The following is a 13,024-nucleotide window of genomic DNA, read 5'->3' as shown; positions in this document are numbered from 1 at the left end:
TGACTCGATAGCTCAGTTGGTAGAGCACATCACTTTTAATGATGGGGTCCTGGGTTCGAGCCCCAGTCGGGTCACAAAAGGTCGAGTAATTTATTACTGGACCTTTTTTTTATAAGGCCACGTGGAGAAACGGTAGACTTGCCAGCTTGAGGGGCTGGTGCTCGCAAGGGCGTGTGGGTTCAAATCCCACCGTGGTCACTATAAGCATTGATTATTAGATAGTTACAGGTATTTTAGTCGCTATTTAATCGCTAATCATTATTTTAAGCATAAAAAACCCGATACAATTTAGTTTTCGTATCGGGTTTTTTCTTTAATCTATAAAATCAATTATTGCATCTGCTGGAGGGGCTTCCTTATCCCGTTCCAAGAACGTTACCGTTAGCCCTGAGTAACTCGATGCAGTTGGATCATCCCGTATCTCTCTAATTATTGTCAGCATCCTGGGAATAAGTAAATTGTTGCCATCCTCAATGCCATTAATCTCAATGAATACAATGGGGAATGATCGTAGAGCCTGCACAAATATTCGGAATTTATCTTTTTTCGATACTTTAGGATTTAAAACCAACTGCTCTAGGTCATCTAAATTAGATATTTTTATTTTAGCCATGCTCTTCTAATCTTAAAGTTTGTTCAATTATTGTTAAATTCATTTGCTGGAAATGATGTGCTGGGCTATCAATTTCAATATGTGAATTTTTAGGTATCACATAAGGCAGTAATTTAATAATTGCATCCAAACGCTCTTTTGGAGTTATTTGAATTTCCTCAGGAAAAGGGATTTTATCTAAACGTCTAAAAGCCAATGCGTGTAATTTCACACCATAATAATACAAGCTTTTAGTAGAGCAATATCCTTTGTCGGTCAGTTCTTTAGCTACTTTTGCATTACGCTTTCCAGAACAAGTGATTATTGGCATTGAATCCAGTAAACTTTGATCAGCAAAACAGTCAGAGGGTATAAAATCTTCAAACAACGAAGATGTAAAACGTCTAAAAGCTTCCGACAATTGGTTAAGCCGATTAGAAAAGCAGTATATGAACCGAGTTTTGGAAACCAATCAATCAAATAATCACAAGCATATTTGTGAATCTGTTTGATGCTAAAGCGTTGTTCTTCTTGAACTGCGAATAGATAAATGGTCATAATTTCTTGGTCTGTTAAATCTTGCTTATCATTGTTGCTAAAACGTTCGCAAGTATATTTTAAATCTTTTTCAAATCTGTCGCAGATTATTGAGTAGATTTTTATTAATTTTAGGGCTTTAGGCTGATTAATCATATATTTAAATGTGCGTTAGATACACTATAAATATACTGATTATCAGCTTATTAATCTAATTTTTAAACAGATATTTCTTTCTTTTTCAACCCTTGATTCGCATAAATTACTATTTATACCAAAAAAAAGCCAGTCAAAATGAACTGGCTCTTACCTTTAATTTGTTTTTTTATTTCCAACCGCCGCCTAAATCCCTGTAAACATGGACTACGGCATTAAGCTGCGCTTTTTTAGTTTCTATAAGCTCGAGTTTAGATTCCAGCGCATCACGTTGCGTCATCAAAACTTCAAAATAATCGGCTCTGGCAGATTTAAATAAATCACCTGCTATATCTATAGACTTGTTAAGAGCATCTACTTGTTGTGATTTTAAATTATAACTCTTCTCCAAATTACCAATTCTAGAAAGTTGATTAGATACTTCCAGATACGCATTTAAAAGCGTACGCTGATAATTATACATCGCCTGAAGTTGCCTTGAATTGGCGTTGTAAAACTCGGCTTTAATCGCGTTCCGATTGATTAGTGGTCCAGCAATATCACCCGCGAGCGAATAAAGTACTGATTCCGGGAACTTAAAGAAATAAGAAGGCTTAAATGCCTGTATTCCTAATGCTGCCGTGATATCAAGAGAAGGATAAAATTCCGCCCGAGCCACTTTCACATCCAGCTTTGCGGCAGCTAATTCTAATTCTGCTTGTTTAATATCCGGACGATTCGCTAATAATTGTGATGGAATTCCCGAATTGATTCCCGAAGGTAGTAAACTTAAAAAATCACTTTTATCCCGCGCTATTTCTTGTGGATAGCGTCCCAGCAAAAAATTAATCCTATTCTCCGTTTCCTTTATCTTCTGAAGAATATCAAATTCCATACTTCTGGAAATTAATACCTCCGCTTTAAACTTTTGAACAGCTAATTCAGTAGTCCTAGCGGCTTGTTTCTGAATTCTGACAATTTCCAGGGCATTACTTTGCAAGTTGATATTCTGTTTTACAATTCCCAACTGGCTGTCGAGTGATCGTAATTCATAATACGAATCTGCAACCTCAGCGATAAGGTTTGTTATCACAAAATTTTTCCCTTCTACAGTAGATAAATACCTGCTCACAGCAGCTTTCTTAGAATTGCGCAATTTCTTCCAAATGTCTACTTCCCATTTTGCATAAGCAGCCACGGTATAATCCTTTAGCGCATCTGGAACTTCAATGCCGGGAACAATTTCTGTAGCTGCATCACCAGCTCCTTGACTGGTGTACCGTCCTACCTTTTCAACTCCGGAGCCAGCCCGTAAACCAACTGTTGGAAACAACGCCCCTTTTTTGATTCGGATTTCATTCTTTGCAATTTCAATTTCCTGCAAAGTGATCAACAGCTCCTGATTATTTTGGAGCGCTGTATCAATCAAAGCTATCAGGTTTTTGTCTTTAAAGAAATTACCCCATTGAATAGCAGCCATATTCGTGGAATCTCCATTACTGCCGAAAGATTCCGGAATAGGGCGATTGACCTCTAAAGTAGCTATTGTCGGAGCTTTACAGCTTACCACCGTCAGGAAAACACCTAACGAGATACTATATTTATACAACTTGATTTTATACATGATTATTATCAATTTCTTCCGTTAATGGATTTTCTTTTTCCTTTTTTACTAGCTTGTATTTTTCTGCGATTCTACCAAAAACGTAGTACAACCCAGGAATAATAAATACACCGCAAATTGTTCCTATAAGCATACCACCAGCTGCGGCAGTACCAATAGTTCTGTTACCAATTTTACCAGGTCCAGAGGCAAACACCAAAGGAATTAAACCTGCAATAAAGGCAAATGAAGTCATCAAAATAGGGCGAAACCTAGCTTTAGAACCTTCCATCGCTGCTTCGAGCACTGATTTTCCTGCTGCATGTCTTTGAATAGCAAACTCGACAATCAAAACGGCATTTTTACCCAATAAACCAATAAGCATGACCATAGCTACCTGAGCATAAATATTATTTTCTAAGCCTGTTAGCTTTAATAAAAGGAACGCACCAAAAATACCGGCTGGTAAAGAGAGAATCACCGATAATGGCAAAATAAAACTCTCATATTGTGCTGCTAAAACTAAGTATACAAAACCTAAACAAATCAGGAAGATCCAAATGGCCTGATTCCCTTGCGCTACTTCATCGGCAGAAATTCCCGCCCAGTCAATACCATACCCTCTAGGCAGTTTTTTCTCTGCCACGTCCTGAATCGCTTTAATGGCTTCACCACTACTATAACCTTCAGCTGCGGCTCCACTTATTTCAGCAGAAGTATACATATTGTGCCGTGTAATTTCCGACAATCCATATACTTTTTCCAGCTTCATGAAAGCAGAAAATGGGACCATTTCATCTCGGTTATTCTTTACATACAATTTTAAAATATCTTCCGGCAAAGCTCTGTATTCAGGAGCTGCCTGCACAATTACTTTGTAATTAAATCCGTACTTAATAAAGCTAATTTCATAGTTACTTCCCACTAGTGTAGATAACGTATTCATGGCATTATCAATGGACACACCTTTTTGCTGTGCCAAATCATTATCAACTTTCATCATAAACTGCGGAAAACTGGCACTGTAAAAGCTAAATACCGAAGCTAGCTCAGGACGTTTATTCAATTCTTTTACGAATTCAGTATTCACTGTTTCCATTTTTTTATAATCCCCTGAACCTGCTTTGTCAAGCAAACGAAGTTCAAACCCTCCTGCAGCTCCATACCCAGGGACAGCAGGCGGCTGGAAAAATTCAATATTAGCACCGGGAATGTCTTTAGCTTTTTCTTCTAATTCTGCCATAACCTCTTGTACTGCATTTTTCCTATCGCTCCAATCTTTAAGGTTTATCAAACAAGTTCCGGTGCTAGAGCCGGTACCTTCTGTCAGAATTTCATAACCTGCCAAAGCAGAAACTGATTTGACTCCTTCGACAGTTTCTGCGATCTTTTGAAGTTTTTCTGCAACACTATTGGTTCTTTCTAATGATGAACCTGGAGGGGTTTGAATAATAGCATAAAACATTCCTTGATCTTCATTTGGAATAAAACCAGAAGGTACGTTGCTGCTTATTACCCATGTTCCTATACAGAAACCTACAAGGGTTATAAAAGTAATGGTTCTTCTGTTAATGATACGACTCAACGCATTTTGATACTTTCCAGCCGTAGTATTAAACGTAGTATTAAATCCATCTACAAATCTGTTTACTGGAGTTCTCTTTTTAGGCTTTCCATGATTATTTTTCAACATCATCGCACAAAGTGCCGGTGTAAGCGTTAACGCCACAATACCAGATAGAATAATTGCAGTAGCCATAGTGATGGAGAACTGACGATAGAATATCCCCACAGGGCCTGACATAAAAGCAACTGGAATGAATACCGCAGCCATCAAAAAGGTAATAGCAATAATAGCACCCGCAATTTCATGCATCGCTTTTTTTGTAGCTTTTATGGCTGAAAGATGTTCTTCTTCCATCTTGGCATGCACGGCTTCGATCACCACAATAGCATCATCAACCACGACACCGATCGCTAATACCAATGCAAACAAAGTAATAAGGTTGAGCGAAATTCCAAAGAATTGCATGAAAACAAAAGTTCCAATAAGTGAAACTGGCACTGCAATTGCCGGTATAATAGTTGATCTCCAATCTCCTAAGAACAAAAACACAACCAATCCCACCAGAATAAAGGCTTCAACCAAAGTGTGAATTACTTTTTCGATAGAAGCATCCAGAAATTTAGAAACGTCATAACTTATTTCATAATCCATTCCTTTCGGGAAAGAATTTTTCTTAATTTCAGCTAATTTTGCCTTTACCTCTTTAATAACCTGGCTGGCATTACTACCGTACGATTGCTTCAATACAATTGCAGCAGAAGGCTTACCGTTTAGGTTCGAGTAAATATCGTACATGGAGCTTCCAAACTCAATATTAGCAACGTCTTTTAATCGTAAAATTTCACCGTCAGCGCTAGCTCGTAAAACAACGTTTCCGTATTGCTCTTTTGTAGTAAATCGCCCAGAATATTTCAATACATATTCAAATGCCTGAGATCGTTTACCGGAGCTTTCCCCGGTTTTACCAGGAGATGCTTCCAAACTTTGATTGGCCAATGCTTCCATAACCTCATCTGTAGAGATTTTATAGGCCAACATTCTGTCGGGTTTCAACCAAATTCTCATGGCGTACTCACGCGTACCCAAAACATCAGCAAACCCTACTCCATTTACCCTTTTCAATTCGGAAAGGATATTAATTTCGGCAAAGTTGTAAAGAAATTTTTGATCGGTATTGTTATCCTTACTATAAAGATTTACATACATGAGCATACTCGATTCTTCACGTGTAATCTTTAAACCTTCTCTTACCACTAATGGCGGTAATTTATTAACTACCGAAGCAACCCGATTTTGAACATTTATTGCCGCTTGATTTGGGTCTGTACCTAAATTAAATATTACTTGTATGCTAGCCTCTCCATCATTACCCGCATCAGAAGTCATATATTTCATTCCTGGAACACCATTCAAGGCTCTTTCTAACGGAATAATTACTGATTTGATCATCAGTTCACCGTTAGCGCCAGGAAAATCGGCGGTTATATTGACTTTTGGTGGAGAAATTGAAGGGAATTGAGTCACTGGCAAATTTGTTAAAGCCAAGGCGCCCAAAAAGACTATTATTAGCGATATTACTATCGATAGAACTGGTCTTTCAATGAATTTATTAAACATCTATTTATTTTTTAATGATTAAACCAAATTGGAATTACGAAGTTATTCCGCTTTTAATCGCAAATGAGCCAGAACCGCATTAGGTGCTAGATATTCATACTTGATTTTGTCCTCCTCTTTTACTTTTTGAACCCCTTCTAACACGATTTTATCATTCTCCGAAATACCACTGCTTACGACATACAAGTCTGGCATTTCACTATTTATAGTTATTTCCCTGGATCGCACTTTATTATTTTTATCGACCACAAAAACATATTTCTTATCTTGAATTTCATACGTTGCTTTTTGCGGAATTACAATGGCATTTCGAAGCGGAACCAGCATCTGAACCTCCCCTGTTTCTCCATTTCTTAACAGTTTATCTCCATTAGGGAATTTTGCTCGGAAAGCAATATTCCCAGTTTCGTTATTGAATTCGCTTTCAATAATTTCAACTTTTCCTCTGTATTTAAAGGGTTGATTGTTCGCTAAAATTAGCGTTACATTTGTTTCGGCACGATTTTTTAAATTGGTTTGATAATCGATATATTCCGGTTCCGAAACATTAAAATAAGCAAACATCTGACTATTGTCAGAAAGGCTTGTCAGCAATTCACCTTCATCAATAAGACTTCCTAGTTTCAAAGGAATGCGGTCAATGGTACCGTCAAAAGGCGCTCTGATTTCGGTAAATGACAAATGAATTTTTGCCAGTGACACTTCGGCTTTAGCTTGTTCAAGTTTAGCTTGTGCCATCGCTTGCTCGTTTTTTGAAATCACATTTTTATCCACCAAGGTTTTGGCATTCAGTAATTCGATTAGTGCAGCTTTTTCTTCCGCTTTTGCTTTTTGCAGTTCAGCTTCATAAATTCTTGGCATGATTCTAAACAATAACTGACCTGCCTTCACAAACTGCCCTTCATCCACATAGATGTTTTGCAGATACCCTTTTTCTTGTGCTCGGATTTCAATATTTCGAACAGATTTTATTTGCGAAACATATTCCTTGGTATACGAAGTATCTATTTTTATTGGATTTGTTACTGTAAATTTTTCAGCTTCTTCTTTTTCTTCTTTTTTAGTTGTACAGCCTGTAAGGCACAACAAGGCAATTAAGCCCGTGAAAACGAGTATTCTTTTCATAATATAAAATGGAAATTAAGCGATTTGATACTTGGAATTAAGAATTCCTTTAGACGTAAAAAGTCATCAGCTTCCTGAAAAGTATCTGTATTCCCATACCGAAAAATAAGATGCTATATTTTCACGAGGTAAGTAAGGATCTAAACTTTGGAAATTGACGTGAAGTAATTATCAAATTCTTAAAACACCCTGACTAATATAAATAGGATTTGATTGGCCACAAAATGGGGCGAAGATTTTAAAATTCTTGGTATAATAATTTAAAACAGGCTGACAGGAAAACAACAAATACCAGCTTCTGGTCAAGTCTATTTTATTAGTAAAAAAATTATCTGAATCCTTATTTTTAAGATTTTCACCGCTGAAGCACTCCTCTTCTAATTCAAAACCAGCTGAAATAACTTTACTATTGCTATAATCGTTGTTAGCAAATCTTACTTCTCCATTTTTTACACTGCTTGACGTTAAAGCGTTGCTTACACGACTATCATGCGTTGCTGCATGAGCATAATTTTCTCCACCTAACAGGTGGAAACATAAGTATAAGAAAAATACAACTACTTTCATTGGGCGCCAAAAGTAATAAAAGTAAAGATCGAAATAAAAGAAATTAATTATGTTTAACAAAAAAAAAGGACGAAAACGTTTTCAGTCAAAAGCTTGGTATTTTATTATTACAATGTAAAAACCAGAAAAGATCTAGCACTCAACCAATTGTAAATATTACACATTACGCCGTACATTTCGTCCTTCGGAAAAGAAATGAACCAATTTTAATTTTTCATGCCAATTGTATATTTATCGCTTAAAATCAATACCCTACATTGTCCTGATTTTTATTTTCAGCAAATTAAATTCATCAAAATACGAATACTGAAAGAAAAAAAAGGAAATACCACTGACAAAAAAACTCCCAAATCCGCTGTAAAACCCCACATATACATTGGTGAATGTGATTTTTAAACAATGTAAGAGTTTCTATTGTTTATCAAAAATCCATACTTCTACAAAACATGTATGCATAAGGCCGGTCGTAAGATTACAATTGGCGCTATTTAATAAGTCCTTTACCTCTTGATAAAGGAAAACAAATATTTATTGTAAAGAATAAACAGAGACAACAACGGAAAATTACCTTTTGGTTTTCAATACTAAATTTACCTGATGTTTAGTTGTTATTCTTTATTTTAACTTCTCAGCAATTCCATTTGATTTATGAAAATACCGTTATAAAGAGAGTTTAACGGGTTGCATATATATTATTAAGACAGTCCTTCGCTTGTAACGAACTTGCTTTCATCGATAAAATTTAGCTTTTTTATCATTTTTAATAAGATTTAATCTTATTAAAAAAAACTTTAGTTGTGTGATTTCTTTTTTGTAAAAATGACAAATTAAATACTATTGGTAGTAATAAGAGTCCTAAAAAATTAATACGTTATACAACTAAATTATTGCACACAATTTTAATTGCAGTGATCCACATCAAATACTTTTTTATCCAAAATCATACTTTTTAAAACTGGCCTAGAAACAATCTTAAATACGCTTTTAAAATAAAATCGATTTCTATTCGTTATCAAAATAAATAAAAAGAATTGTACCTTTAAATAATAGATATCTAATTAATAATTGAATAAATTCTCCCAATTTGAAACCTAAAATTTTTATGAAAAAATTAATTTTTCTTGCATTATTATTAAGTTCCTTAACTGGCTGGAGTCAGAGTCCAATTGCCTACGAATTTTTTGACCAAGCTTTAAAAAAAGCAGAAACAGGCAATCTAAAAGGCGCTATTGCTGATTATACTAAAGCCATACGAGCTGATCCATTGTTTGCTGAAGCCTACTTAAACAGAGCCCTTTTGAAACAAAAATCAGGCGATATAAAAGGGGCGTTAGATGATGTCAATAAAACCATCCTCATTGAACCTAAAAAAGGAGATGCTTATACCACCAGGGCTGACATCAATTACAAGGCTAAAAATTATACGGGAGCCATTGAAGATTGCACGATATCTATCACGTTAAATCCTAAAGACTACATTGCCTATAATCTTAGAGGGTTATCTAATATTCACATTCAAAATAAAAAAAATGCGTGCGCTGATTTCACCAAAGCCATTAAATTAGGAAGCCAAAGTGCCGTTAAAAATAAAAAAATGTTTTGCAAATAATATTCTTGAAATAGGCATAAAAAAAGCGTCTCGATTACAACATCAAGACGCTTTTTTTTATAGATATAACTCTGTTTATTTCATGAACTGCTATAGCGGCTTCAATTGTTCTAAATCAATGTTCGATTGTTGCAATACGCTCATCATAATCATTACGCTGGTTGGGTTCCTCTTATTTTCTGCCTTTAGTTGCTTTTTTTAAGTCATCACCTCCTGGAATTCGCATCTTATCGGTAAGAACTGAAATTTCATTCAAATCAAAATTTCCTGTCAATGACATCAGCACTGTATCCTCATTTTTAGCTCCTTCAATAAACATCAGCAATTCTCTAATTTGAGAATCTGAAGTTCCTGATTTTACCAGAATTTTTATATTCCTTCCGTTTTCATTCACGCGCATCAACTCTTCTAATCCCGCTGTTTTGATGTACTTCTCTGCAGCAGCTTTCATTTCTCCCTCTGCTCTGGTACTTTTTGTAGTAAAAACTTTTAGGTTGTCCAATTTTTTTATCAAACTCAGGTACTGTTGCGTTTCTTTATCAGAAGCATCTACTTTGACCTTACTCATCAAGTCGAACATTTTTTTATTGACTATAATGGACGTAACATCATCTTGTCCGTCAAATTTGTCAAAGACTGCTTGCGCAAAAAATGGACTCGAAATAACTAGAAATACTAAAGTGATCAGACACTTTTTGCTAAAACTCCTATTGATACTTTTTTGAATGGTTGCTTTCATTTTATTTAATTATTTTATTGTTAGTATTCTTAGTTTGATTTTTAGGATCTTTTCCACTCTTTTTTAGCGCTTACAAAAACCCTGTTTTTAACGGTTTGATATTCTTCAATGTATTGTACACTTTTTATGCCAATATTCACATTCTTGGATAATAATGACAATGCTTTTTGAGTGGCCCTAAAAGCGGCTTCAGGATCTTCATAGGTTCCTAAATTTGTATTTTCTTTTGTAGCATCCAAATCAAAAAGGACATACGTTGCTATTCCCATCAAAACAACAACTGAAGCTGCAATAGAAACCCAGCCTAAATTCCCTTTTTTATTCTTGTTTTTAGCCATAACAACTTCAAATACTGGAGTTTTATTCATATTCTGCTGCTCTTTTGCAACAGCAAAACAGTCAAATAATGAAGCATACTGTTGTAAATGCGAAGCAACATCCTGAGACGAAAAATAATCCCGTAACTCTTTTTCTTGGACTAAAGTGGTCGCTCCCTGAAAGTATTTTTCTAATAAACCCTCGACTTTATTTGATTCCATAATTGTGTATTTGTATCATAAATTCTTTAATCGTTTTTCGTGCCCGGGAAAGTGACACCCGGATTGCGTACTCTTTCATATCCATTAAAAATCAAACGAGTTATACTATTAAGATGAATCCTATTTATTTTTGCAACAAAAAAACATAAAATAAAACTAAAGTTAGTATTTTTACGTTAATAAAGTATTAAAATACAATTATGAGAACAGTATTCAAATTTACACTTTTATTTTTCATAGCTACTTTCACTTTACAAAGCTGTCAGGACAATGATGACGTGACACCACCTGCAAGTCTGGAGATTCAGGATTTTATTTGGAAAGGAATGAATCTGTACTATTTGTGGCAAGCTGATGTTCCAAATTTAGCCGATAACCGATTCGCGGATCAAACTGCACTAAACTCTTTTTTAAGGGAATATCCGGTGCCTGAGGATTTATTTGATGCGTTGCGGGTTACTCCTTCTACGGATCGATTTAGTTGGATTGTAAGCGATTATTTAGAACTTGAAGGAACGCTTCAGGGCACTACTAAAAACAATGGTGTCGATTTTGGTTTAAGTTATAAACCGGGTAGTACAACTGAAATATTTGGTAACGTTCGCTATATTATTGCAAACTCAGACGCCTCCAGTAAAGCTATAAAACGTGGTGATTTTTTTACTGCCGTAAATGGTACACAGCTGACTTTAAGCAATTATGAATCGTTACTTTTTGGTTCAAACGAAAATTACACACTAAATCTTGCTGATTTTAACGGAACTACAATTGTCAGCAACGGTAAATCAGTGGCATTGACAAAAACAGTCCTATCCGAAAATCCAATTTTAATCAATAAAGTAATCCCCTCCGGCTCTCACAAAATAGGCTATTTGATGTACAATGGCTTTTATGCTAATTTTGACACTCAATTAAACGACGCTTTTGCATCTCTAAAATCACAAGGAGTTACTGATTTGGTTTTAGATTTAAGATATAACGGAGGAGGTTCTGTGCAAACGGCTACACGATTAGCAAGTATGATTACCGGGCAATTTAAAGGAAAAGTCTTTGCTAAACAACAATGGAATGCAAAAATTAATGCTTATTTCGAGGCTGAAAATCCCGAAGCATTATTCAATTATTTTACCGATAAAATAGGAAGCACAGCCATCAATAGTTTAGGATTGACTAAAATTTATATTTTAACTACGAAAAGCTCTGCATCAGCAAGCGAGTTAGTAATCAACGGGCTAGAACCTCACATTCAAGTTATACAAATTGGGGATGTTACAGTAGGAAAAAACGTAGGATCCGTAACGCTTTATGATTCCCCGACTTTTGGAGCTCAAAGCAGGAATCCCAATCACAGATATGCCATGCAGCCAATCGTGTTAAAAATTGTCAATTCAGTTGGTTTTGGAGATTACTTCAATGGGTTACAACCTGATTTTCTACAAAAAGAAACATTGAGCACTCTGGGAGTTCTTGGCGATTCTGCGGAACCTTTATTACGAACAGCCATTGGGAAAATTACTGGAACTGGTCGAGTATTGCGACAAAGTCCCGGACAAGATTTTGAGTTTTTCACGGATGCCAAATCAATAAAAGGAATCCAAAACCAAATGTACATCGAGAAAGCACCAGAAGGTCTTTTGAGAGCTTTAGAATAAAATAAAGTTACACAATAATTCTTATTTTTGTTAGCTACAATTGAATAACAAATTAAAAAAAACCACATGAAAAAAGCAATTCCGTTATTTCTAACTCTTGCCACCGTCGTCTCTTTTGCATTTGTAATTCCGAATACTGTCCCATCCAAACAAATAAATGTTGTTATTGATGCCGGACATGGTGGATCTGATTTTGGAGCAACTTCCAGTAGTGCTACTGAAAAACAAATTGTAGCGCAAATCACAAACAAAATCAAATTTTTGAATAATAATGAGAAAGTGACCATACACCTTACAAGAATTGGAGACCAATTTCTTTCTTTGAGTGACCGTTCTGCGCTGATCAACAAAATCAAACCTGATTTAGTTTTGTCACTTCATGTCAATCAAAATTTAAATCTATCAAAATCAGGAATGGAATTTTATATTGCCACAGAATCAATTGCGAATGAAAGGTCAAATGAAATTGCGGTGGAACTTCGCAACAAATTTATCCGCAATACTACTATAAAATCATCAGAAATAAAGAAAGCTCCATTCTACATTTTAAAAAAATCAGAAGTGCCGGCTGTACTCGTTGAATTGGGTTATATGTCAAACCTTGGTGACAGAGACTATTTAACCAATGATGTGGAACAAAATAAAATTGCAGCAACTATCGTAGCATTCATTTCAGAATTGAAATAAGAATATTTTATAAACTAAAAAGAGGCTTTCATCACTGAAAGCCTCTTTTTTTATG

General features: G+C 35.4%; 12 protein-coding genes, 2 tRNA genes and 1 pseudogene. 5 read left to right on the top strand and 10 right to left on the bottom strand.

The window, feature by feature from the left end:
- Position 1: 1 nt before the first annotated feature.
- Together EKL99_RS14285 and EKL99_RS14280 are read left to right on the top strand one after the other, a co-directional pair.
- A tRNA-Lys gene (locus EKL99_RS14285) sits at positions 2–74 on the top strand.
- 41 nt (positions 75–115) lie between these two features.
- Positions 116–198 (top strand) — tRNA-Leu (locus tag EKL99_RS14280).
- A 115-nt stretch (positions 199–313) separates the two neighbouring features.
- On the opposite strand, the gene EKL99_RS14275 is transcribed toward EKL99_RS14280, so the two are convergent.
- The 7 genes from EKL99_RS14275 to EKL99_RS14245 form a co-directional block, all read right to left on the bottom strand.
- On the bottom strand, positions 314–613 hold the full coding sequence (locus EKL99_RS14275; RefSeq protein ID WP_126556287.1) for a hypothetical protein: 300 nt from the start codon (positions 611–613) through the stop codon (positions 314–316).
- Complete coding sequence (locus EKL99_RS14270) at positions 606–923, bottom strand: hypothetical protein (protein ID WP_126556284.1); 318 nt, start codon at positions 921–923, stop codon at positions 606–608. Before EKL99_RS14270 ends, EKL99_RS14275 begins: the two co-directional genes overlap by 8 nt.
- Complete coding sequence (locus tag EKL99_RS14265; protein ID WP_126460844.1) at positions 914–1,285, bottom strand: hypothetical protein; 372 nt, start codon at positions 1,283–1,285, stop codon at positions 914–916. Before EKL99_RS14265 ends, EKL99_RS14270 begins: the two co-directional genes overlap by 10 nt.
- Positions 1,286–1,454: 169 nt before the next feature.
- Positions 1,455–2,888, bottom strand: coding sequence for a TolC family protein (locus EKL99_RS14260; RefSeq protein WP_126577167.1), 1,434 nt, complete (start codon positions 2,886–2,888; stop codon positions 1,455–1,457).
- On the bottom strand, positions 2,881–6,051 hold the full coding sequence (locus EKL99_RS14255) for an efflux RND transporter permease subunit (RefSeq protein WP_126556278.1): 3,171 nt from the start codon (positions 6,049–6,051) through the stop codon (positions 2,881–2,883). The genes EKL99_RS14260 and EKL99_RS14255 overlap by 8 nt, the downstream gene beginning before the upstream one ends.
- Positions 6,052–6,093: 42 nt before the next feature.
- A complete protein-coding gene (locus EKL99_RS14250) occupies positions 6,094–7,176 on the bottom strand; it encodes an efflux RND transporter periplasmic adaptor subunit (RefSeq protein WP_126556276.1) in 1,083 nt (360 codons plus the stop codon).
- A 171-nt stretch (positions 7,177–7,347) separates the two neighbouring features.
- Positions 7,348–7,743 carry a hypothetical protein gene (locus EKL99_RS14245; protein WP_126556273.1) on the bottom strand — a complete coding sequence of 132 codons (396 nt, stop codon included), beginning with the start codon at positions 7,741–7,743 and terminating at the stop codon, positions 7,348–7,350.
- A gap of 1,102 nt (positions 7,744–8,845) precedes the next feature.
- Here EKL99_RS14245 and EKL99_RS14240 point away from each other — a divergent pair.
- Positions 8,846–9,352, top strand: a complete 507-nt coding sequence (locus EKL99_RS14240) for a tetratricopeptide repeat protein (RefSeq protein ID WP_126556271.1) — start codon at positions 8,846–8,848, stop codon at positions 9,350–9,352.
- Positions 9,353–9,524: 172 nt separating this feature from the next.
- Here the strand turns inward: EKL99_RS14240 and EKL99_RS14230 are convergent, their stop codons facing one another.
- The 3 genes and pseudogenes from EKL99_RS14230 to EKL99_RS14745 all read right to left on the bottom strand — a co-directional run.
- Positions 9,525–10,091: a DUF4252 domain-containing protein gene (locus EKL99_RS14230; RefSeq protein ID WP_126460802.1), complete on the bottom strand. Its 567-nt coding sequence runs from the start codon at positions 10,089–10,091 to the stop codon at positions 9,525–9,527.
- Positions 10,092–10,132: 41 nt separating this feature from the next.
- A complete protein-coding gene (locus EKL99_RS14225; RefSeq protein WP_126556268.1) occupies positions 10,133–10,630 on the bottom strand; it encodes a hypothetical protein in 498 nt (165 codons plus the stop codon).
- A pseudogene (locus EKL99_RS14745) lies at positions 10,617–10,718 on the bottom strand (RNA polymerase subunit sigma-70); the annotation flags it as partial. The gene EKL99_RS14225 and the pseudogene EKL99_RS14745, both read right to left, overlap by 14 nt.
- A 112-nt stretch (positions 10,719–10,830) precedes the next feature.
- Between EKL99_RS14745 and EKL99_RS14220 the strand changes: the two are divergent.
- Together EKL99_RS14220 and EKL99_RS14215 are read left to right on the top strand one after the other, a co-directional pair.
- Positions 10,831–12,282 carry a S41 family peptidase gene (locus tag EKL99_RS14220; protein ID WP_126556265.1) on the top strand — a complete coding sequence of 484 codons (1,452 nt, stop codon included), beginning with the start codon at positions 10,831–10,833 and terminating at the stop codon, positions 12,280–12,282.
- 66 nt (positions 12,283–12,348) lie between these two features.
- A complete protein-coding gene (locus EKL99_RS14215; RefSeq protein WP_126556262.1) occupies positions 12,349–12,969 on the top strand; it encodes an N-acetylmuramoyl-L-alanine amidase in 621 nt (206 codons plus the stop codon).
- Positions 12,970–13,024: the final 55 nt, after the last annotated feature.

The organism is Flavobacterium sp. ZB4P23, from assembly GCF_003970375.1.
In the GTDB taxonomy this organism is placed as follows: domain Bacteria; phylum Bacteroidota; class Bacteroidia; order Flavobacteriales; family Flavobacteriaceae; genus Flavobacterium.
This window is presented reverse-complemented; position numbering and strand designations above follow the sequence as displayed.

What these genes read in the sequence shown, in the direction of transcription:
- EKL99_RS14220 (WP_126556265.1), top strand. Translation starts at nt 10,831, where the DNA reads ATGAGAACAGTATTCAAATTTACACTTTTATTTTTCATAGCTACTTTC.
- EKL99_RS14270 (WP_126556284.1), bottom strand. Translation starts at nt 923, where the DNA reads ATGCCAATAATCACTTGTTCTGGAAAGCGTAATGCAAAAGTAGCTAAA.
- EKL99_RS14230 (WP_126460802.1), bottom strand. Translation starts at nt 10,091, where the DNA reads ATGAAAGCAACCATTCAAAAAAGTATCAATAGGAGTTTTAGCAAAAAG.
- EKL99_RS14260 (WP_126577167.1), bottom strand. Translation starts at nt 2,888, where the DNA reads ATGTATAAAATCAAGTTGTATAAATATAGTATCTCGTTAGGTGTTTTC.
- EKL99_RS14265 (WP_126460844.1), bottom strand. Translation starts at nt 1,285, where the DNA reads ATGATTAATCAGCCTAAAGCCCTAAAATTAATAAAAATCTACTCAATA.
- EKL99_RS14275 (WP_126556287.1), bottom strand. Translation starts at nt 613, where the DNA reads ATGGCTAAAATAAAAATATCTAATTTAGATGACCTAGAGCAGTTGGTT.
- EKL99_RS14215 (WP_126556262.1), top strand. Translation starts at nt 12,349, where the DNA reads ATGAAAAAAGCAATTCCGTTATTTCTAACTCTTGCCACCGTCGTCTCT.
- EKL99_RS14240 (WP_126556271.1), top strand. Translation starts at nt 8,846, where the DNA reads ATGAAAAAATTAATTTTTCTTGCATTATTATTAAGTTCCTTAACTGGC.
- EKL99_RS14245 (WP_126556273.1), bottom strand. Translation starts at nt 7,743, where the DNA reads ATGAAAGTAGTTGTATTTTTCTTATACTTATGTTTCCACCTGTTAGGT.
- EKL99_RS14255 (WP_126556278.1), bottom strand. Translation starts at nt 6,051, where the DNA reads ATGTTTAATAAATTCATTGAAAGACCAGTTCTATCGATAGTAATATCG.
- EKL99_RS14250 (WP_126556276.1), bottom strand. Translation starts at nt 7,176, where the DNA reads ATGAAAAGAATACTCGTTTTCACGGGCTTAATTGCCTTGTTGTGCCTT.
- EKL99_RS14225 (WP_126556268.1), bottom strand. Translation starts at nt 10,630, where the DNA reads ATGGAATCAAATAAAGTCGAGGGTTTATTAGAAAAATACTTTCAGGGA.